Here is a 19,809-nt window from a genome sequence, read left to right as displayed (position 1 = left end):
TCAGTTATCAGTTATCAGTTATCAGTTATCAGTTATCAGTTATCAGTTATCAGTTATCAGTTATCAGTTATCAGTTATCAGTTATCAGTTATCAGTTATCAGTTATCAGTTATGGCTCTTCGTTACTTGTTATGGTTCGATAGGGGGGCATAAATCGACTAAATCCTTATCTGGCAAGAGACTTAATTGATTAGTTTGCTCTAGATAAAAAACAATTGACAAAAATCGCTAAATGCCTTTCTATATAAGGGTTCCATCCCTTATAACCCCCGTCCATTGCATAACACAAACCGAAGAGCCTCAGTTATCAGTTATCAGTTTTCAGATGTCAGTTTTCAGTTCACTGATTACTGTTGACTGTTCACTGAAAATACTCCCCACTTCCCCATCTCCCTAAAATTCCAGAGGTTATAAGATAATTAAGCGACATTAATCTTGATTTCATGAAAGAACCGTTAATTGAATTGAGAGGAGTATCGAAAAGATTCGGGGATAATGTTATTCTCGATGGTTTAGATTTAACCATTTATCGAGGGGAGGCCCTGGTAATTATCGGGCCGTCGGGAACGGGAAAATCAACGGTTTTACGGTTAATTGCGGGATTAACGGGGATAAATGCTGGAGAAATTCGTATTAAAGGCCAATTGCGTCAGGGATTGCTAGAAGATGGTCGAGAAGCGATGCGAACTTCCTTAGTTTTTCAACAAACAGCCCTGTTTGATTCTCTCACCGTCGGGGAAAATGTCGGTTTTTATCTCTACGAACAAACTAATTTAAAAAAAGCCAGAATTAGGGAATTAGTGGAAGAAAGCCTAGAAATGGTCGGTTTACAGGGAATTAGTGACCTTTATCCCTCGGAACTATCGGGGGGAATGCGTAAACGGGTGGCTTTTGCCCGCGCTATTATCACTAATCCCGATAATCGGGCCGATAATCCTGAATTATTGCTATATGATGAACCTACCGCAGGATTAGACCCGATAGCTTCCACAATTATCGAGGATCTAGTGCGGACTCTCCATGAAAAATCGGGATCTGCGAACACCTATGTGATGGTTTCTCACCAACAAAGTACCATCCGACGCACCGCTGATCGAGTAGTATTTCTCTATCAGGGAAAAGTGCAATGGCAGGGAGTAGTGGCAGATATCGATCGTACCGATCATCCCATGATCCGGCAATTTTTTAGCGCCAGCATTGAAGGCCCGATTAGAACAATCGTTTAAGCTAGATTAAGCTAAATTAAGAACTATCGAGAATGAGAGAAAAATCATGCAGAGTTCGCGAGCTTTACGGGAAGGAAGACTAGGTTTGTTTGCCCTAGGCGGATTATTGGTCTTTGGGGCGCTCGCTATCTGGGTTCGCGGGGGGGGATTTGGTCAAAGAACCTATCAATTAATCTTCGAGTTTGCCGATGTGGAAGGGTTACAAGTCGGGGCACCGGTGCGTTTTCGCGGGGTGAGAGTGGGAAGAATTACGAGTTTTATCCCGGGGAGTAATCAAGTGGAAGTTATTGCCGAGATTGCTTCTGCTACTTTAGTTATGCCTAGGAAGGTAACTGTTACTACCAATCTTTCTGGATTAATTGGGGAGGCAGCCATCGATATCACTCCCTTAGTTTCTTTAAGTGCTGAGGCCAAAAATCTCGACCCTCTGAGTCCCGACTGTGATCAACAGCTAATTCTCTGTAATAATACTCGTTTACAGGGGACAACAGGAACACAATTAATGTCTAGTGTTGGTCGTTTAGTGGATACTTTTACCAGTCCTGAATTTGTGGGTAATCTCAATGATGTCACCAAAAATACCGCTATAGCGGCCAAAAAAATCGCCCGTTTATCCGATGATACCTCCCAGACTATCCGTAATGCCCAAAGAGAACTCTCTCGTCTATCTTTGGAATTAGCTGCCACCAGTCGCTCAGTCAGTAATACGGCTAATAATGCCTCCCGTTTTGTCAATACTTTAGATAGTACCGTTCAGGAAAATCGCAGTCAAATTAGCAGAACTTTTCAACAATCTTCCCAATTAGTCGCTAATCTCAATGGTGTTCTCAGCGAAAATCGCGGACAAATCGTTAATACTCTTGATAATATTAATCAAGCTAGTTTAGGTATTGGTAGTCTCGCTAATAATCTCAATAATACCGCCCTGAGGTTGAATGCCGGTTTAGATGAAATTGATACTAAACAAGTCATGCAAAATATCGAGACGATTTTGAATAATGCAGTGGAAACATCGAATAATTTACGAGAAATTACTAAAACTATTAACGATCCTGCTACAATTGTCCTATTGCAAAAAACTCTCGAATCCGCTAGGGTGACTTTTGAAAATACTCAAAAAATCACCTCGGATATCGATGATTTAATCGGTGATCCCCAATTTCGCGAGAATTTAAGACGTTTAATTGATGGCTTAAGTAATCTGCTTTCTTCCGGGGAACAATTAGAATATAATTTGCGTATCGCTCAAACTTTAGATACCATGACTCAAGAGTTAGCTAAACAAAAAGTTTTGACCATCTCTCGACCTCCTTTAAATCCTCAGCAAATGCAACTCTATCCCCAATTTATCGTTCAACAACCCCCCACCAGTGAAAAATGACAAAACAGCAAAATTCAAGCGATTTGCAGTGTTCAGTAATCAGTGAACTGAAAACTCACATCTGAAAACTCACATCTGATAACTGATAACTGATAACTGATAACTGATAACTGATAACTGATAACTGATAACTGATAATAATATGTCGAAATCAATTTGTATTACTCTTGGAACTCGTCCCGAAGCGATTAAATTAGCTCCCGTTATTCGTGCTTTTCAAGAATCGGAACAGTTTCAAACCCATGTAATTCTGACGGGACAGCATAAAGAAATGGTAGCGCAGGTGATGGAATTATTTGCTTTAAAAGCAGATGAAAATCTCGATATTATGCAAACCCGTCAAACCTTAACTGATATTACTTGCCGCAGTTTACGCGGTTTAGAAACAGTTTTTGAGCGCATAAAACCAGATTTAATTATTGTGCAAGGTGATACTACCACTGCTTTTGCTGCTGCTTTAGCGGCTTTTTATCAACAAATTCCTATCGCTCATGTGGAAGCAGGATTAAGAACTAATGATATCTATAATCCCTATCCCGAAGAAGCTAATCGCCGCCTAATTTCTCAACTGACGACCCTACATTTTGCTCCCACTACTTTAGCCGTAGAAAATTTACAAAAATCTGGGGTTACGGGCAATATTCACCACACCGGTAATACAGTTATTGATGCTTTATTAACCGTAGCAAAAACCGCACCAGAATGTCAAATTGCGGGCTTGAATTGGTCAGATTATCGGGTTTTATTAGCCACGGTTCACCGCCGGGAAAATTGGGGCGAACCGTTACAGGATATTATCAAAGGATTCACTTTGTTGTTAGAAAAATATGCCGATACGGCCCTATTATTACCCCTGCATCGCAATCCCACCGTCCGAGAACCAATACAGTCCGCTTTGGGCAATCATCCCAGGGTATTTTTAACCGAACCTCTCGATTATGCCGAGTTAGTGGGGGCGATTCAACGCTGTTATTTATTATTAACTGATTCCGGGGGCATTCAAGAAGAAGCCCCCAGTTTAGGAAAACCAGTTTTAGTATTGCGAGAAACCACAGAAAGACCGGAAGCAGTACAAGCGGGAACAGCGAAATTAATTGGTACTAATCCAGAGCAAATTTTAGCCGCAGCGGGAGAATTATTAAGGGATAAAATCGCCTATGATCGTATGGCTAATGCCATTAATCCTTTTGGAGATGGACAAGCATCCCAAAGCATCCTCGAAATCGTCCAAGATTTTTTGGCTTAATCTATGACTACTTGGTTGGGTATCGACCCCGGATTAGCGATTGTCGGTTGGGCTATTCTCCGGGATAATAGTGAGTTAATGCCGGTTTTAGTCGATTACGGCACGATCGAAACTTCTAAAAATCTTTCTACTGCCCAGCGTTTGATCGAAATTGAACGGGATTTAAAGGAGTTAATCGCAGAATATAAACCGGGGGAAATTGCCGTGGAAATGCCCTTTTTTAACCGGCAAATCAAGGCAGCCGGTGGAGTCCTGCAAGCATTGGGAATTATCAATCTGGTTAGCTGCCGCGATGGGGGAATTGAACCGATTTTCCTCCATCAAGCTAGTTGGAAATGTCATCTGGGCCATGGTAGGGCCACTAAAGCTGAGGTGGCGGAAAAAATTAAGTATTTATTCGGATTGACAAAAATGCCCATTAATGATGCTGTAGATGCTATAGCGATCGCCTATGCCGCTTTTAGTGGTGTTCGCAATCAAATCTCTTGAAGCAATTTGACGAAATTGGCGCAAAAATTTAGCTGACAACTAAAAGCCATTTTTGGATTTAGTATAACTCGTCCTTTTAGCAAAAGTGATCGCACCAAAGGGTTTAAGTGTGGAATTGTGATAATTGTCATCGTCAATGCTAATAAAAATATGGTATAGTTCTTAAACGATTATAAGTTTAAAATAATGAAAATAAATGAAAATAAAAGTTTCCCAAAAAAAGGGATCATCAAACGAAGTTAACCCTCAGTTAAAGCATATTGCCTATTCTATGGACGCACTGATTCCAGGCTTTTATATTTGGTTGGGTTCTTTTTGTTGGCGATTGGGGGGTAGTGATGCAGAAGAAAGTTATCCAGGAACAATACATAGTTTTGCGGGTATAAGCTTAGTTTTACCTGGTTATCAAATTTTTACAACCTATAAAGGGAGTTATGACCCTCGATAAGCATCGAATTGATGGTCTTTCTCCCATTTCATCTAAAACAATGCCAGCAGAAGTTTTTGAACAATTGATGTTCAATGCTGGTTATGCCGTTGTTGGGTCTGCTCCAGCCAAGGGAAATAGAATTAAAGTTTGGTGGAATCATTCTAGTTTTCGTCGTGTTGAAGCAATTTATAGTGCTGATATAAGTCTGGTTATTACGGCTTATCATCCATGAATCATGAGCTTTCTGTTACGAAAATATATTTATTGTTTACCCACAACAGGTCTAACCTACAAGATTAGCAATCCCACTGCCAGATATTATCAGGCGATTGCCGCTTTGATTGACACAAGCAAAAGCTTCAACAGATATAATGGGGCTTGACCAGTGGTATCAGTTATCAAAGCACGGCTCAAGCGATTGAAGGAGGAACTCTCATGAGTGAAGAACAACTTGAACTGGTGCAAGGTAGCGGGAATGTGTACCACGATTTTGGTGATGTAGATGCGGACGTGCGACAAGCGAAAGCACTGCTTGCTGCTGAAATTATCAAGGTTCTGGAGAAGGAAGACTTATCAACCCGCGATGCTCAAGTGCGAACTGGAATTAATCACAGTGAATTTGTCCAGATTCGCCGTGCTAATTTGGGACGCTTTACTATTGACCGTTTGATCTCAATTTTGGGTCGTCTCAATCAACAGGTTGAAATTACTGTAAGTTATCGAGCCGCTATCGGGTCAAAATATCTAAAAGAACCGATAAATTTGACATAATCTTAGGTTTTATGGATAGGATAGTTGTCTCTTGCCTTTTTTCTCCTCCTGTATCCTGTCTCCTGTATCCTGTCTCCTTACCTAACGGAAGATTTTTGATTTTTGCAGGAGATCTTCTAGTTTTTCCCTTGACTTTTTCCTTAACGAAAGAATGTTAGTCTAGGAACAATTTATGACCACGCTTGCACTCTCAGGGTAATGAATCTAGTGCTTTTAAACAATCGCTACCAAATTGTTAGTATCCTTGCTAGGGGGGGATTTGGGGAAACTTATATCGCTATCGATACAAATATGCCTTCTCAACGGCGCTGTGTGATTAAAAAATTGCAGCCGGCTATTCAAAGTGAGGGGATGCCAGAATGGTTAAAAGAACGTTTTCAGAAAGAAGCAAGTGTTTTAGAGGAATTGGGGGAACAAAATCGCCAAATACCCCGTTTATACGGTTATTTTGCCCAAGATAATCACTTCTATCTGGTGCAGGAATGGATTGAAGGGGAGACACTAACCCAAAAACAGCAACGACAGGGAAATTTATCCTCCTCAGCAGTGCGGACGATTTTAGAGAATTTGCTGCCTGTTATTGATTTTATTCACAGTCGCCGCATTATTCACCGGGATGTGAAACCCGATAATATTATCTTAAGAAATAGTGATAATTTGCCCGTTTTAATCGATTTTGGGGTAATGAAAGAGGCTGTCGCCACCTTACTCGATCCTACGGGAAAAAGTGCCTATTCGATCGCCCTTGGCACCCCCGGTTATATGGCTTCGGAACAGGCTGCCGGGAGACCGGTCTTTTCTAGTGACCTTTACAGCCTAGGCTTAACGGCGATTTTTTTATTAACGGGAAAAACTCCCCAATATCTAGAAACTGACTCGCGCACGGGGGAAATTCTCTGGCGACAGGAGGCAGAATATGTTAATCCTAATTTAGCTATGGTAATCGATCGAGCGATCCGTTTTCATCCCCGGGATCGGTTTGCTACTGCTAGGGAAATGTTGGCAGCTTTGGCAGAAATATCCCCGGATTTGTCAACCCAACCAACTATCGCGGTTTCTCCCCATAGTCCCCGATTAAAGTCCTCTACACCCCCAAAACCAACCATCTCCCCCACTGTGGTTATTAAACCCAATTCCGGGGAAAAAAAGAATCCTTGGCTGTCGATTTTGCTGATTTTTGCGGTGACAATTGGGGCTTTTGCCCTAGGATATCGGGGATTTATGGCTCTTTTACCCAAAAATGAGGAAATTGAACCATTACCAACCCCTGAACCTTCTCCTAGTCCTGAAATCATTCCTCCTCCCTCCCAAGATTTTCCCCCTATCCGACGACCTTCTCGTCAACGGACTCCCATTTATTCCCCGACTCCTACCCCATCCCCGACTCCTACCCCAGAGGTGATTCCTAGTCCAGAAGCGACTCCAGAATTAACTCCTAGTCCCACCCCAGAAGAAGTAATTCCTATTCCTGTTCCCCTTCCTGAAACGGAGCCGAGTCCTCAAGTTTCTCCCCTTCCTTCTCCTTCCCCTTCTCCTTCTCCTTCTCCTTCTCCTTCTCCTTCTCCTTCCCCTGTTCCAGAGGTGATTAATCCCCCGGTTAATGAGGATAAAATTGAACCGATCGCTCCTCCTGTTTTATCACCTTCTCCTCCTGAAGAAAATAGTAATCAATAGACTGCTTGCAGAAGTCGGAAAGGGGAAGATGATAATTTTCTCTTAAACCTTTGCCCTTTTCCCTACAATGAAAGAGAGCTACTGTTTATGCTTAATTCTTCTGATTCTATCTGCTCTGCCAGTGGACGCAGTAGATCAAAAATGCTAGTTAAGGTTTCCTCCGGTAATTTAGCCCTATTCAATTATTTCTATTATCCCCAGTCTATCTTCTGGTTGGTGCGAGGTAATCCTGTTTAATTTAGTTTGCGATCGAGTGGAGGATCAGTCAAGGGAGAAGGCAAAGGCGAATACGACATACTGCGCCAAAATCCCTCTTTTGTTTTATGATGGTTCATGAAAGGCAGAAAAACAATAAGGAAGTAGGCGCAGTGGCATGAACAACCAAAGTGCTGTAGATATTGAGCAATTCCTAGAGTATTTAGAAACCTCAAAAGACGGCTGATGACGTGCCTCCCGAAGAAATTGAGGCGGCAGAGAAAGCCTATCAGGAATATTTAGAAGGGCGCGATCCTGGCAAATCTAAAGCAGAGTTGAAGGCTGAGTTAGGATGTGGCACTACATCATCTTAAAACCAGCCGAGCGTTACCTAAGACGGTTACAGCCCCGCAGCCAAGAGCGCATCTTAAATGAACTGGATAAATTGCTGGCGAGTCCTACTCAGACAGATTTCAAGAAACTCAAAGGGCGAGAGAGTTATCGCCTGCGGGTGGGTAATTATCGGGTATTAATGCAGGTCAATCGAGAAGAACGTCTTTTCATTGTCACTGAGATCGGTCCTCGTGGTGATATTTATAAATAATACCGAATCCGACATACCACACCACAATCCCTCACGGAAGGCAATAGGTCGCTTGAGAAGGGGTAAAACAGGGGAAAACACCTGAGACTCCTTCCCCTGTCAATCCCTAAGCTAGGGAGAAGAATGTAAAGATTTATTAAATTGTAGCTTTTGAGACAGTTGTTTTTTGGGGATGTGTATCCTTCTGTTGTCTGCCTTTGACGTTGGGTGGGGGTGTTGTTTGACCTAGCTGCGAGGTTAGCGATCGCCTCACATTTTGGGAAATTTACCAAATTCTTTGAACGGGGTAACGGTCAAATATTTCATCAATGCTCAGAATAGGCATAATTTCGGTTATTGATTGGGATATTAAAAGTCGATTAAAGGGGTCTTTATGATAGTGGATAAGGGTTGCTAGTGTCCAGATATGAGCCAGATCAATAGAAAGTATTTCTAGATTATTAATGGTTATTTGATTTTTAATTAATTCCTGTAAAGATGGGTTAAGTTGTAATTTTCCCAGTTGCAGTTTTATTTGCATTTCCCAGACACTAGCAACGCTTAAAAACAAGCGATTATTTCGATCAAATAACAAATCTTGCCCGGTTAGTGATAGTTTTTCTGAGTTAATTGACCACCAAATAAAGCTATGGGTATCTAATAAAAGTTGCATGGGTTAAGTTGGCGGCAAGAGTTCATCGGTTAGGGGTTCGTTAAAGTCATCGCTGATCCAGCCTTGACCTTGATATAATCCCGCAATTCTACCTGTTGGGGTTATTTGGGTTTGATGGTGTTGATTGACTATAGATTCCAAAAAATCGAGAATTTCTTGTTGTTGTTGGACAGGTAATGTCTGAAGGGTTTGCAACAAAGGAGAATTGGTATCTAGGCCAGCATTGTTCATCACGATTTGATTTGAGGATTTTGGGGCAATACCTCAAGGATAGCATGGGTTTTCAGAGGTGAGGGGACAAGTTACGGACGCTGCGATTGCACTACTGAAGTCGGATCGGGTCTCTCTGTCTCGTCTTCTGGGGATTGTTTATTCTGGTTCTGGGTTTTCTTGATAGAGATTGGGAGGGAAATGTAAAGATTTGTAAAATATTTATTAAATTGTAGCTTAGAATACAGTTTTTAGTGCGGTAGTGTGTATTGTTTTGCTGTCCGTTCTTGGCGTTGGGTTGGGCTGTTGTTTGACCTGAGATATGAGATTTGCGATCGCACTAGCTGACACGACTTATCGAAAATTTGGGTTAAAACCCCGTCCTTTTAGGACGGCTTTAAGCTACAATGGAAAAAGCGATAACCAAGCTAAAAACTGAACCTTGACAACAGATAGTAGGGGGTTTTGTTCAGAAAAGAATTCAAATTCGGCCTTGAACGAGTAAAACTTTCTAGGAAATAAGGTTGAACATTAGATTTTTTCGACTTGTTCAAAGTGGCCGTCCGGCATTCGGACACTCAAAACGGACGGGTCGAAAGAGTCAGACTTAAGCAATTAAGCGTTTTTCGCTATCTGCGTCAACCCCGTTGACGCGACCACCCTAAAAAAGTGGCGTGGTGAGGAATCGCCGTCCGTTTTACGGCGGCGAGGATGTCAAAATAATCTCTTTATCCTCAATCCCATCGGCAGGAATTTCCTGACTGCCAAGTTGTTGAAACTCCCCTAGTAACTGAAAAAAACGCTCAAATCCCTGCTTTTCATCGGGGCAATAGAGCAGGATAATTTTAGCCCAAGCATTAGATGTATGAAGATTGTATTTGTTTTCAACAAACTGATGAAACTCTTGATAGAATCTGATTTCTTCGGCTGTCGGTTCAATTCCTAACTCCCGTCTAGCAGTTTTATAACCCACTAAAAACATAAACAAATCCGACAGGGAAGGACGACCAATATACAGTCCAGGTCTAGCTTTAATCTTAGACAAAATCTCAAATAATCCGCCTTTTACTTCCATCTTTACCCTTCTCCTGCTTCAGTAATTATAAACTCTTCACTTTGGCAATGAAAATCTTTCAGCCAATCATCTCGTGTCATCCCTTGAGGAGACAGATTATCAAATACTCTTCCCCTTACTTCTACCCCATAATGTTTTCCATTGATCGTAATTGATTGATCATTCCCTATGCGATCGCTAATGATATAATCTTCGTCATGATAGCGCGTTTTCAGTTCGATCACTTTCCCCTCAATTTCGTTGTCTGTTAGCCACTGCATTACTGCTCTAGCACATTCATAACATTGATAAAGCTCGAATTGACTGACAATATTGCCAATTTCTTGATCAATTTGGGAATCGGTTAACTTAACCACTCTCTCACTCCAAAATGAAAGCTGGTATCCCTAGTCTATCAGCTGGTTAGTGCGAGGGAATCTTCCCCTGTCAATCCCTAAGCTAGGGAAAGGAATGTAAAGATTTATTAAATTGTAGCTTTTGATACTTTTGTGGGGGGGGAGTGTGTATCGTTTTGTTGTCTGCCATTGGGGTTGGGTTGGGCTGTTGCTTGATCTGGCTGCGAGGGGGGCGATCGCACTACTATCTCAGTGACTAATATGCTCTAACAATTGCCTCTTCATTTACCACTAGGTCTTTTTGCCATTGGCACACTAAGAGCAACCTCAACCCTCAATCGCAAACTGAAATCCTCCCAACCCACCTTAGTCTTAATATTAGGAAGAAGTAACAATGAAAGCCTGCTTAATTAATATTTCTGTTACCCTGACTATAACATCTGCTCTGTCAATTGTTATTTCAAAACCTGTCAATGCTTTGACTTTAGCGGGTTCTTTTAGTTTTATGGGAAACTCAACATACCTTAAGGAAGACCCAAAATGTAAAGCCGAACCTGGAAGTCCTCATATGGTAACAATAAATTCTGAGTTTAGTATAAAGAAAGATCCATTTAATGCTAGCCAGAGTTTTATTAAATTTACATGGGCAGGTAGTGATTGTAAAGATGCTGATAAAGAGTTCGGCAATTATCGAAACAGTGGTATGCCTTGGATGTCTAAAAAAATACCTCTTACCGACAAAACTATACTTAATCCAACAACATGGAAAGTTGAAAGAATAGAGTTTAAAGGAGAATTAGATGGAACGGGATCATCCGCTGGTTTTTTTGATTTTACAACTGGAACTGGTATGACTACAAGTGGAATAACCCCCGCAACGACAGGAAGAGATAAAACTACTGTTTTTAAAATTACTGATTTTAAAAGCGCAAAAGTTCCTGAACCCAACTCCACCCTCAGCCTACTTGCTCTTGGCACCCTCGGCGCAGCTTCAACCCTCAAACGCCAACTAAAACCCTCTCAATCCACCGAAAAAGAAACCACAAAAGTAGGCTAAGTTGCCTCTAAAAATACCATAAATGCCCCTTCATTCATTCAGTTGATGGGGTTTATTTTTTGCATAACTCTCTCAATTCCCATGATTTTAAGGAGGATGGTTTATCTTGCAAGCCGAGAGCTGCTACAATCTAAGATGACTGGTTATAGATGCTTTCAAGATGACTAAAACAGCAGAAACCCTCAAAATAGAACTTGCTCAACTTTCTGTGCAAGATCGCGCTGAACTAGCTTACTTTCTCATCCATTCCTTAGATGAAGGTGTAGATGACAATGTTTTAGAGGCTTGGGATAGAGAATTAACTCAAAGATTAGCCGAAATTTATGCTGGAACAGCCAAGGGTGAACCATCGGATAAAGTATTATTGGAATTACGAGAGAAATATTCGTGAAACCTGTTATTATTCACAGTGAAGCAAGACGAGAACTTGACAATGCTATTCAATATTATGAGAAGCAAAAGATAGGATTAGGGCTAGATTTACTATCTGAAATTGAACAAGCTCTCGAAAAAATTAAAATTAACCCTAATCTGGGAACAGCCCATACTATCGAAGGGATGCGCCGTTATCTCATTCGCCGTTTTCCTTACATCATCTTTTATGTAGAATTTGAAGCATTTATCTGAGTAGTTGCGATCGCACATGGAAAACGTAAACCTGATTACTGGAAAAAGCGAAATTTAGAATAATCGAGATACTCAAACCTAAACTAAAATCCTCCCAATCCACTGAAAAAGAAACCACCAAAGTAGGCTAAATTGCTTCTAAAAATACCATAAATGCCCCCTTCATTCAGTCAGTTGAGGGGGTATTTTTTGCATAACTCTCTCAATTCTCATGATTTTAAGAAGTATGGTTTATCCTTTCATCCGATATCTGCTACAATACAGATACAGGAAATAAAATTTTGATCAGTAGGGTAAAAGTCTTTTCCGTTATCTTAGAAGGTAAGTATCATGAAAAATTTAGAAGAAATTAAAGCGATTTTGGGTCAAGTTAAGTCCTTAGTAAAAGAAAAGTATCATGTCAGTGAATTAGGTATTTTTGGAGATTATGTAAAAGGAGAAGTGCAGGAAAATAGTGAAGTTAATATTCTGATAGATTATACAGAACCGCCTAGTTTACTAGATTTAGTAGATCTGGAATATTATTTAAGTGATTTACTTAAGGTAAAAGCGGATGTTATCAGTAAAAATGGCTTAAAAGGAAAAAGGAGAGAAAGAATTTTATCCGAGGTTATTTATGTATGACGCAACGGGAATTTAGAGATTTCTTGCAAGACATTCTAGAGGCAATTTGTCAACTAGAAAAGATGACTCAGGATCTAAGCTTTGAAGAATTTTCAACTAAGATAGAAATCTTTCTTTCGGCAGTAAAATTAATTGAAATAATCGGGGAAGCAGTCAAAAATATTCCTGATGAAGTGAGAGTTAATTATCCTAATATTCCTTGGAAAAACATCGCAGGTATGCGGGATAAATTAGTTCATGAATACTGGGCAATTGATGAAAAAGTCGTCTGGAAAGTGATTCAAAACAATCTCCCCCAGCTAAAGAGAATTATTATCAGTATTATTGAGAAATTACAATAAATTTTCCTGCCTCATCTCAGCTTCAGTCATGCGTGTTTAAAGGGCATAGCCCAAGTTCAGCTTCCCAATGGTATAGTAAGGTTAGCTGAAGTCCATTGGTACGAGAGCTTCTGGCATTGGCAAAAAAGAATTTAAGCTCAAGCTACCCTTTCTCGATTGACCATGAAAACAGAGCCATCGCCAACAAATAAGTTCGCAGTTTGTCTCAATAATGAAGGCTACGAGGCTTCACTAGAAGTTGGCAAAATATACCGCGTTATCCCTGATGAGACAGCAGAAATAAACAGTCTAATTCGGGTTATTGATGAAAGGGGTGAAGATTACGCTTTTTCTGTGAATCGGTTTCATGCTATTGAGTTACCAAAGCCAATAGAAGAAGCTTTATTATCAGTTGCTAACTAAAACCCTCCCAATCCACTGAAAAAGAAACCAAAAAAGTAGGCTAAATTGCCTCTAAATACCATAAATGCCCCTTTATTCAGTCAGTTGAGGGGGTATTTATATCGTATTTTTATGTTATCTTGAGGGGATTTATACCGCTTTGCGGAAGGCAAAAGTCTTATACCATAAGCCTTTCATGTTCCTAATTTTTACAATCCAAATCAATCATTAATGTTACCAGTATAAAATAAATAAGAGGGGTTATTCATAATGAGTCCACATCCGTATAACTTTGACAACTTTACTCTTCTGGAATAAACTGATCAACCAAAGGATGCTGACAGAACAAATTAAACCTTTAGCCAAGCAAAAATATCCACTGCTGATATTGACCAACGTTCTAATCCTTTAATCACTGCTAAAGGCTCATTATTTCCTTCAGTTGCAATATGTACTTTCGGTAATCCTGTTTGAAAAACGGTGACTGACTTTGCTGAAGGATCAATCAACCAACCTAATTCTGTTCCTTGTTGTAAACAGAAAATAATCTTTTCCATCCCTAAGGTAACAGATTGTTCAGGAGACATAATTTCAATAATCCAATCGGGATAACGTAAAAATTGATCGGCCATTTCTCCATCTAGATCTCTTGGCAAATTCTCCCAACGAATCACCGCAATATCTGGCACAATTGAACGTTCTGCAAAAGTACAACGCAATTCAGGTAGAGCATAAGCTAATTTTTGAGGTTTAGTCTGTTGATTAATGGCAGAGGCTAACTCAAATTGTAAGATGCTGTGTTTTCCTTTGGGCATAGGTTTTTGAGTGACAATTCCATGATAATATTCCCTCGCAGGCTTAGTTTCTGGAAGGGCAAGAAATACTTCGAGGGAAAGGACTTGTTTATCTTCTATTGTGGTAAACATTGATTGATTTCTCGGATCTTGAGTTGTTTTCTATGATAAGCTCCTGACTCCTTACTCTCAGGTAAGTTTTTGATTTTTACCATAAGTCCAATCTAAAAATACGGGTTTTTCTTTAAGCTCTAGCACAAAAAATTTGATTAGCAGTGAGGTTTAACTCTGGAAAAATCCCTGAAATAAGACGTTGATCCTGTTTAAATAAATTACCTTGATATTCTCCATCGATTAATTGATAGATAGAAATGGTGGGTTCTTTGGGGCTGCCGATATATCGGGCCGAACCTTTGGCTAAATAATCGATAATCCAATATTCGGCAATTCCTAATTGTTCGTAGTCGTCGAATTTTTTCAGATAATCATCTCGCCAATTGGAACTGACAATTTCAATAATTAATTTAGCTGATGTTGCCAGAGAAATTGAGGAAGCGGTTTCCCAATAGAGATCATTAACTAGATTTTCTCTGTCTAAGACAATAATATCGGGTAGATAACCTGTATGGGGGCGAAGGGGTTTTACTGCCGCAGTATTGGGGATAAAATAGGGCAATTGCTGCCGATTTATCTCTAAGAATAGGGTTCCAGAAACAAATCCGCCAATTTCTTCGTGTTTTCCGATCGGTCGCATCATGGCCAATAATTTTCCTGCGATTAATTCGTATTGTTGTCCATCATCGGGATATTGATTAATATAGTCATCAAAAGTCAACAATTGGGGGATAGTTTGGGTTGTGGTCATGGCAGTTAGGGGAATAAGAGAGATGATTTTTCTAGATTCTAACTCGATTAACGACGTTGCCACCAAGTCAATCCAGCTAGGGTAAATCCTACTAAAGGCATCACTACCATCGCTATCCAAAAAATAGCGTTAGCTTGCAGGGGATTTAAATTAATTCTTCTATTTTCTGGTTCCTTGGCCCGGATAGATAAGGTGGCTGTTTCACCACTGGCTAACCACTGCACAGAATTTAAAAATATATCTCCGTTTAACTGTTGTTCAAATAGTCCATCGCTGGCAAAGCTGGCATTACCAATCACGATTAATTTACCTTTTTTTCCCGTCAGAGCAACTCCTAAATCAAAGGGTCCAGCTAAATCTTTTTCAGGGTTAAACTGGAGATTCTGATTATTTAAATCACTCTCGGCCCACATTTTATCATTAGTAATCATTAAAGATACGGCTTCAATTCCTTCGATGGGAACGGTGGCGATGGGACGAGCAAAGGGAAAGATAGAAATACCGTTGGCAAAATCGCGAGTAATCGGATGATTGCCGTAACTGGTAATAATGGGACTAGCCGGTCCTAAACCGATAATTTCCCCAGCACCAGAAGCATCAATAATAATTCGATTATCTAGTTTCACACCCCAAGGGGTTAATAAGGGTTCTAATCCGGTTTCGGTTTGGGGGTCAATCATTAATAAAATTTTGCCCCCTTGCTCAAGATAGTTTTTTAAAGCGGTGACTTCTTGGGGAAATATTTTTCTTTTGGGACTGGCAATAATAATGACATCGGCATTATTGGGAATGGTGGAACGTTCCACTAGATTAAGTGGTTCTACTTGATAACCTTTTGCTTCTAAACTATTGACTGCTTGCACTAATCCACCTTGAGGCTCTTTGATAGCATTTTCTCCATGACCTTGCAGAAAATAAGCGGTTAAAGTACGATTGGTTTTAGCGGTTTCGATGGCGTTACTCAGTTTCGCTTCGGTGAGACTTTCCTGTTCACTAATAGTTTTTAGGGGTTGTTTTTTGTCACCATACTGTAGATAGACTCTGGCTAAATTATCATCAGCTAGTTTTTTAAATTCCTGGACAATATTGGGTTTTTTCTCCGGGTTAACTATCTCGTACTGAAATTGGGGATTTTTGCGTTGATAATTGGCTAAAAGTTCCTGTTCGCTGGCACTGATTCCCCGGGTTGAAAAAATCCAGACTTTGACGGGTTTTGATAGATTGGTTAATAGTCTTTCAGTTTGGGGGGATAAACTAAAGATTTGGTTTTCGGTTAAATCAACTCGATAGGGATAACGGAGAGCGAGAAAGTTAATTAAACCGATAACGCTGAGGACAATAATAGTAGTAATGAGGGTTTGAGTGCCGGTGCGGGTACTTCTTTTTTGCCAAAATTCTTTGGAAGTGATTACTAATAACAACAGCCACCCTAGAAACAAAATAGCCCCGGCAATTAATAACCCCAGAGAGAGGGATGACCATTGACCGGAGATTAACCCTACTGTTAAGCCAGCACTACCCAGAAAGAGGGCGGGTATATAGAGAAATTTACTGTATTTTTGCCAGGATATCATAGTTAGTTTCTTTGATAACGGTCCGCTTCGATCGCTTGAGTAGTTAGGAAGATTCCCAGCAGAATATAACTGAGGAGGATGACTAAACTACTACTGTCAAAAATTCCCCGCACGAAATTGTTAAAGGGTTGATACCAAGATAGATGGGATAGTAATTCTTTCAGGAAAAATCCGATCTGTTCTCCCACTTCTCCTCCGATGCGATCTCGAAAGAAGGTTTCGGCATTGTTAGCAATTACATCCAGTATCCAGATAAATAAGATGGTGATAAAGGTGATGATGTAAGCAAGGATAGAACTATTGGTGAGGGAAGAAATAAACATCCCGATGGCTAGGATGGCCGCTGCCAGTAAAATTAATCCTAGATGAGCTATTAAAATACTGGCTATATTCACCGGGGGAACTGCGCTACTAAAAACTACTATTTCGTAAATCCAGAGGGGGATAATCATCACGGTAAAAAAGGCCAGCACTCCCAATAATTTACCGATGGCTATACTCCAATTGGTCAGGGGGGAAGTGGCTAAAAGTTCTAGGGTTCCCTGTTTTTTTTCCTCTGCGTATAATCCCATAGACAGGGCTGGCAAAATTACCAACAATAAAGAGGATAAAATAATGCCGATGAAAGTGGTCATAAATTCAGATACCACATCTCTGGCTACCAGAAATCCCGATTGTTCCTGGATACTAATATCGAGAATAATTCCGTAGAGAAGGGAGTTAAAGAAAAATCCTGCTACTAACCAAAATATCCCCATAATGATATAGGCATTGGCGGCGGTAAAATAGCTTTGAAATTCCTTGCGAAAAATCGCCCAGATATTATTGATCATGCCTCTCCTCTTGCTGGTTACTTTCCCCGCTGCCGATTACTTCCAGAAATATATCTTCTAGGGTTTTACGCGTGCGACGCATTTCTAATAGGTTATAACCATTGTTGACAACTATTCTAGCAAGTTCTGCCCCTAGGTTTGTCCCCGCTTGACCAACAATTTTGAGCAGGTTATCGCCGACTTTTGCTGCTTGTTCGACTTGGGGTATTTGTTGCAGGATTTCTAGCAGGGAATCCCTATCACCTTCGATCTCAATTTCATAACTGGAACCAGCAGGGGTAGCGGTAGTAATATTATTGGCCACGATGCGACCCCGATTAATAATTGTCGCTCGATCGCAGGTAATACTCACTTCTGGTAAAATATGAGTGGAGAGAATAATTGTATGTTCTCCCGCTAAACTTTTAATCAGATTTCTTACCTCGATAATCTGTTTCGGATCCAATCCGACTGTCGGTTCATCTAAAATAATTACTGGTGGATCGTGTACGATCGCTTGGGCAATTCCCACACGCTGTTTATACCCCTTGGATAATTTGCGGATAATAACTTTTCTTTTTTCTAGTAACTGACATTTGCCTAAAACTAAATCTACCCGCGCTTTTCTATCCCCCGATGAGATACCTTTAATCCGTGCCACAAAATCGAGAAAACTTTCCACGGTCATCTCCGGATACAAGGGGGGATTTTCGGGAAGATAACCAATGCGACGACGCACTTCTAAGGATTGTTGATGCACATCGTATCCTGCTATCCTTGCTGTTCCTGTTGTGGCAGGAATATAACCGGATAAAATCCTCATAGTCGTGGTTTTTCCCGCTCCATTTGGTCCCAAGAAACCGAGTATTTCTCCTTTTTCTACGGTAAAATCCACGTCACTAATTGCCGTGGTCGAACCATAAATTTTACTCAGATGTTCCACTTCAATCATAAGCTTTATCAGTTATCAGTTATCAGTTATCAGTTATCAGTTACCAGTTATCAGTTATCAGTCAATAGTGTTAAGTGACAAGTTCGGAGCTTTCTTTTAACTCGACGGAATCTAAAACCTAATTTGTTAAGCTAGAAGATTTTATGGACTTAGTTTCTAACCTTCTTTTTGGGTAGGAGAATTGCCAGATTCTTTCTTTTGCCTCTTGCCTCTTGCCTCTTGCCTACTGCTCACTGATAACTGATTTTTCCCAGACTATGATCCCGATTAATTTCTACCACTAGATGCGCTTGTTTGAGCAGGGGTGGGAGAAATAATTGCGGATGTAAACTTTTCCAAAAATACTTGACAAATTCCTCAATTTCTGATGGGGTCATACCTCCTTTTGTTTCGGCCGCCTGTCGCCATTGTAAACTGTAACGGTAGTCAAGGGGATAAAGAATCAGTAAGCGATCGATTTTTGACCAGAGGGGTAGATATTCTCGCAATCTTTGATTATTATCCCTGGCGAATTGTCGGTCTTCTTCGCTATTAATCGGATCGGGGGCATGATCAAAGACTGTTTCTTCTACTGGATTCATGCCCACAAACCAACCCTCGAAAAAAAGAATATCAACTCGTTCCACTTGTTCCGCTGCAATTCTATCTCCTTGTCCTCGATGCAGGGACTTGTCAAAACGCGGGATTAAAATCGGACTTTCTTGCTGACAAACCTGTTCTAAAACTTTAATTCCTAATGCTATATCATGAGTACCCGGTGGACCACGCCAGCGCAATCTTTCATCCTTTTGACGCAATTTTATTCGCTCATTATAGGTCTTATAAATATCATCTAAAGAGAGATTATTTACTTTTAAATCAAAATAGGCTAAAATAATCGACATTATGGATGTTAGGGTGGTCTTTCCCGTGCCTTGAGGGGCCAAAATGCCTTGAATCAACGGTTTTGCGTGGCTGCGTAGCTGTAGCGCCCAGGGAATCCAGAAGCGCCAACAGCTGATCAAAATCTGATTTGGCTGATTTATCCCTAACTCCTGACATTTTTGCCAGACTCGCGGCCAGAGAATCGTTAATAGTTCCGCCCTTTCCTGTAGGATCAGAGGGTTAGTCTCCCTAAAATTTAAGGATTCGATCTCTAGTAAATCTTCTAGATCCGCCTGACTTAAGGGATTTTCGTCGATTAATCCCTGTAAAATCGTCAAAATCTTCATAGCTGTTATATCAGAATTAGCAAAAAAACTGTCCCAGTGATTCAGGAGTAATTCTCTGGGGTTAGCCACCCATACCAGCAGATTAATCCCGCTCAAGATTTTTTTTGAGAGTGTTTTTTAGGGTTATTTGCCCAAAAATGAAGGGTTTGCAGGCAGGCACGGATTCCCATTATATATATAAGTATATGTCAAGTCCCGTTTTCAGTCAAGGGGTTTGGCCAAAAATCTCTCCTGCTTTTACTGGGTTTAAAATCAACAAAATAACCACAGAGAAAGGAGTTGC

26 protein-coding genes are annotated in these 19,809 nt (G+C 40.5%); 16 read left to right on the top strand and 10 right to left on the bottom strand.

Features of this window, described 5'->3' with window-relative positions; all coding sequences use genetic code 11:
- Positions 1-443 precede the first annotated feature (443 nt).
- The 10 genes from H6F92_RS10525 to H6F92_RS10480 all read left to right on the top strand — a co-directional run bounded on the left by H6F92_RS10525 (position 444) and on the right by H6F92_RS10480 (position 8,016).
- Positions 444-1,226 (top strand): ABC transporter ATP-binding protein, encoded by a 783-nt coding sequence (locus H6F92_RS10525; protein WP_190357789.1) that lies wholly within the window; start codon positions 444-446, stop codon positions 1,224-1,226.
- A gap of 46 nt (positions 1,227-1,272) precedes the next feature.
- The gene (locus H6F92_RS10520) at positions 1,273-2,607 is read left to right on the top strand and encodes an MlaD family protein (protein ID WP_190357788.1); all 1,335 of its coding nucleotides are present in this window, start codon (positions 1,273-1,275) and stop codon (positions 2,605-2,607) included.
- Between the two features lie 142 nt (positions 2,608-2,749).
- Positions 2,750-3,853 carry a non-hydrolyzing UDP-N-acetylglucosamine 2-epimerase gene (gene wecB, locus H6F92_RS10515; RefSeq protein WP_190357787.1) on the top strand — a complete coding sequence of 368 codons (1,104 nt, stop codon included), beginning with the start codon at positions 2,750-2,752 and terminating at the stop codon, positions 3,851-3,853.
- Between the two features lie 3 nt (positions 3,854-3,856).
- Entirely contained in the window at positions 3,857-4,342 is a 486-nt protein-coding gene (locus H6F92_RS10510) for a crossover junction endodeoxyribonuclease RuvC (protein WP_190357786.1), read from the top strand.
- 196 nt (positions 4,343-4,538) lie between these two features.
- The gene (locus H6F92_RS10505) at positions 4,539-4,790 is read left to right on the top strand and encodes a hypothetical protein (RefSeq protein ID WP_002778026.1); all 252 of its coding nucleotides are present in this window, start codon (positions 4,539-4,541) and stop codon (positions 4,788-4,790) included.
- Positions 4,777-5,004: a hypothetical protein gene (locus H6F92_RS10500; RefSeq protein WP_190357785.1), complete on the top strand. Its 228-nt coding sequence runs from the start codon at positions 4,777-4,779 to the stop codon at positions 5,002-5,004. The genes H6F92_RS10505 and H6F92_RS10500 overlap by 14 nt, the downstream gene beginning before the upstream one ends.
- Before the next feature lie 203 nt (positions 5,005-5,207).
- On the top strand, positions 5,208-5,543 hold the full coding sequence (locus H6F92_RS10495) for a helix-turn-helix transcriptional regulator (protein ID WP_190357784.1): 336 nt from the start codon (positions 5,208-5,210) through the stop codon (positions 5,541-5,543).
- Positions 5,544-5,741: 198 nt separating this feature from the next.
- Positions 5,742-7,217, top strand: coding sequence for a serine/threonine-protein kinase (locus tag H6F92_RS10490; RefSeq protein WP_190357783.1), 1,476 nt, complete (start codon positions 5,742-5,744; stop codon positions 7,215-7,217).
- A gap of 87 nt (positions 7,218-7,304) precedes the next feature.
- On the top strand, positions 7,305-7,454 hold the full coding sequence (locus H6F92_RS25925) for a hypothetical protein (protein ID WP_242030088.1): 150 nt from the start codon (positions 7,305-7,307) through the stop codon (positions 7,452-7,454).
- Between the two features lie 310 nt (positions 7,455-7,764).
- On the top strand, positions 7,765-8,016 hold the full coding sequence (locus H6F92_RS10480) for a type II toxin-antitoxin system RelE family toxin (RefSeq protein ID WP_190357782.1): 252 nt from the start codon (positions 7,765-7,767) through the stop codon (positions 8,014-8,016).
- A 265-nt stretch (positions 8,017-8,281) separates the two neighbouring features.
- On the opposite strand, the gene H6F92_RS10475 is transcribed toward H6F92_RS10480, so the two are convergent.
- The 4 genes from H6F92_RS10475 to H6F92_RS10460 form a co-directional block, all read right to left on the bottom strand.
- The gene (locus H6F92_RS10475; RefSeq protein WP_190357781.1) at positions 8,282-8,668 is read right to left on the bottom strand and encodes a type II toxin-antitoxin system VapC family toxin; all 387 of its coding nucleotides are present in this window, start codon (positions 8,666-8,668) and stop codon (positions 8,282-8,284) included.
- Between the two features lie 3 nt (positions 8,669-8,671).
- Positions 8,672-8,899 carry a DUF2281 domain-containing protein gene (locus H6F92_RS10470; RefSeq protein WP_002784946.1) on the bottom strand — a complete coding sequence of 76 codons (228 nt, stop codon included), beginning with the start codon at positions 8,897-8,899 and terminating at the stop codon, positions 8,672-8,674.
- A 676-nt stretch (positions 8,900-9,575) separates the two neighbouring features.
- Positions 9,576-9,953, bottom strand: a complete 378-nt coding sequence (locus H6F92_RS10465; protein ID WP_190357780.1) for a hypothetical protein — start codon at positions 9,951-9,953, stop codon at positions 9,576-9,578.
- Positions 9,954-9,955: 2 nt separating this feature from the next.
- Positions 9,956-10,309 carry a papain fold toxin domain-containing protein gene (locus H6F92_RS10460; protein ID WP_190357779.1) on the bottom strand — a complete coding sequence of 118 codons (354 nt, stop codon included), beginning with the start codon at positions 10,307-10,309 and terminating at the stop codon, positions 9,956-9,958.
- A gap of 373 nt (positions 10,310-10,682) precedes the next feature.
- Between H6F92_RS10460 and H6F92_RS25920 the strand changes: the two genes are divergently transcribed.
- The 6 genes from H6F92_RS25920 to H6F92_RS10430 all read left to right on the top strand — a co-directional run bounded on the left by H6F92_RS25920 (position 10,683) and on the right by H6F92_RS10430 (position 13,339).
- Complete coding sequence (locus tag H6F92_RS25920; protein WP_242030087.1) at positions 10,683-11,345, top strand: PEP-CTERM sorting domain-containing protein; 663 nt, start codon at positions 10,683-10,685, stop codon at positions 11,343-11,345.
- 160 nt (positions 11,346-11,505) lie between these two features.
- A complete protein-coding gene (locus H6F92_RS10450; protein WP_002798429.1) occupies positions 11,506-11,736 on the top strand; it encodes an addiction module protein in 231 nt (76 codons plus the stop codon).
- Positions 11,733-11,972 (top strand): type II toxin-antitoxin system RelE/ParE family toxin, encoded by a 240-nt coding sequence (locus H6F92_RS25915; protein WP_265795796.1) that lies wholly within the window; start codon positions 11,733-11,735, stop codon positions 11,970-11,972. Before H6F92_RS10450 ends, H6F92_RS25915 begins: the two co-directional genes overlap by 4 nt.
- A gap of 330 nt (positions 11,973-12,302) precedes the next feature.
- Positions 12,303-12,596, top strand: coding sequence for a nucleotidyltransferase family protein (locus H6F92_RS10440; RefSeq protein ID WP_002790756.1), 294 nt, complete (start codon positions 12,303-12,305; stop codon positions 12,594-12,596).
- Positions 12,593-12,937: a HepT-like ribonuclease domain-containing protein gene (locus tag H6F92_RS10435; RefSeq protein ID WP_002800344.1), complete on the top strand. Its 345-nt coding sequence runs from the start codon at positions 12,593-12,595 to the stop codon at positions 12,935-12,937. Before H6F92_RS10440 ends, H6F92_RS10435 begins: the two co-directional genes overlap by 4 nt.
- Positions 12,938-13,099: 162 nt before the next feature.
- Positions 13,100-13,339 carry a hypothetical protein gene (locus H6F92_RS10430; protein ID WP_002798431.1) on the top strand — a complete coding sequence of 80 codons (240 nt, stop codon included), beginning with the start codon at positions 13,100-13,102 and terminating at the stop codon, positions 13,337-13,339.
- A 329-nt stretch (positions 13,340-13,668) separates the two neighbouring features.
- Here the strand turns inward: H6F92_RS10430 and H6F92_RS10425 are convergent, their stop codons facing one another.
- From H6F92_RS10425 to H6F92_RS10400, 6 genes are all read right to left on the bottom strand, one after another.
- Positions 13,669-14,244 carry a Uma2 family endonuclease gene (locus H6F92_RS10425; RefSeq protein WP_190357778.1) on the bottom strand — a complete coding sequence of 192 codons (576 nt, stop codon included), beginning with the start codon at positions 14,242-14,244 and terminating at the stop codon, positions 13,669-13,671.
- Between the two features lie 112 nt (positions 14,245-14,356).
- Entirely contained in the window at positions 14,357-14,977 is a 621-nt protein-coding gene (locus tag H6F92_RS10420; protein WP_190357777.1) for a Uma2 family endonuclease, read from the bottom strand.
- 47 nt (positions 14,978-15,024) lie between these two features.
- Positions 15,025-16,551, bottom strand: a complete 1,527-nt coding sequence (locus tag H6F92_RS10415; protein ID WP_190357776.1) for a GldG family protein — start codon at positions 16,549-16,551, stop codon at positions 15,025-15,027.
- A 2-nt stretch (positions 16,552-16,553) separates the two neighbouring features.
- Positions 16,554-17,384, bottom strand: coding sequence for an ABC transporter permease (locus H6F92_RS10410; protein ID WP_190357775.1), 831 nt, complete (start codon positions 17,382-17,384; stop codon positions 16,554-16,556).
- Complete coding sequence (locus H6F92_RS10405; protein ID WP_185239960.1) at positions 17,374-18,315, bottom strand: ABC transporter ATP-binding protein; 942 nt, start codon at positions 18,313-18,315, stop codon at positions 17,374-17,376. Before H6F92_RS10405 ends, H6F92_RS10410 begins: the two co-directional genes overlap by 11 nt.
- 230 nt (positions 18,316-18,545) lie before the next feature.
- Positions 18,546-19,526 carry an ABC transporter ATP-binding protein gene (locus tag H6F92_RS10400; protein WP_190357774.1) on the bottom strand — a complete coding sequence of 327 codons (981 nt, stop codon included), beginning with the start codon at positions 19,524-19,526 and terminating at the stop codon, positions 18,546-18,548.
- Between the last annotated feature and the right edge of the window lie 283 nt (positions 19,527-19,809).

This window comes from Microcystis wesenbergii FACHB-1317 (assembly GCF_014696875.1).
Taxonomy (GTDB): domain Bacteria; phylum Cyanobacteriota; class Cyanobacteriia; order Cyanobacteriales; family Microcystaceae; genus Microcystis; species Microcystis wesenbergii_A.
Note: the sequence above shows the minus strand (reverse complement) of the source record. Positions and strands in the feature narration are given on the sequence as shown.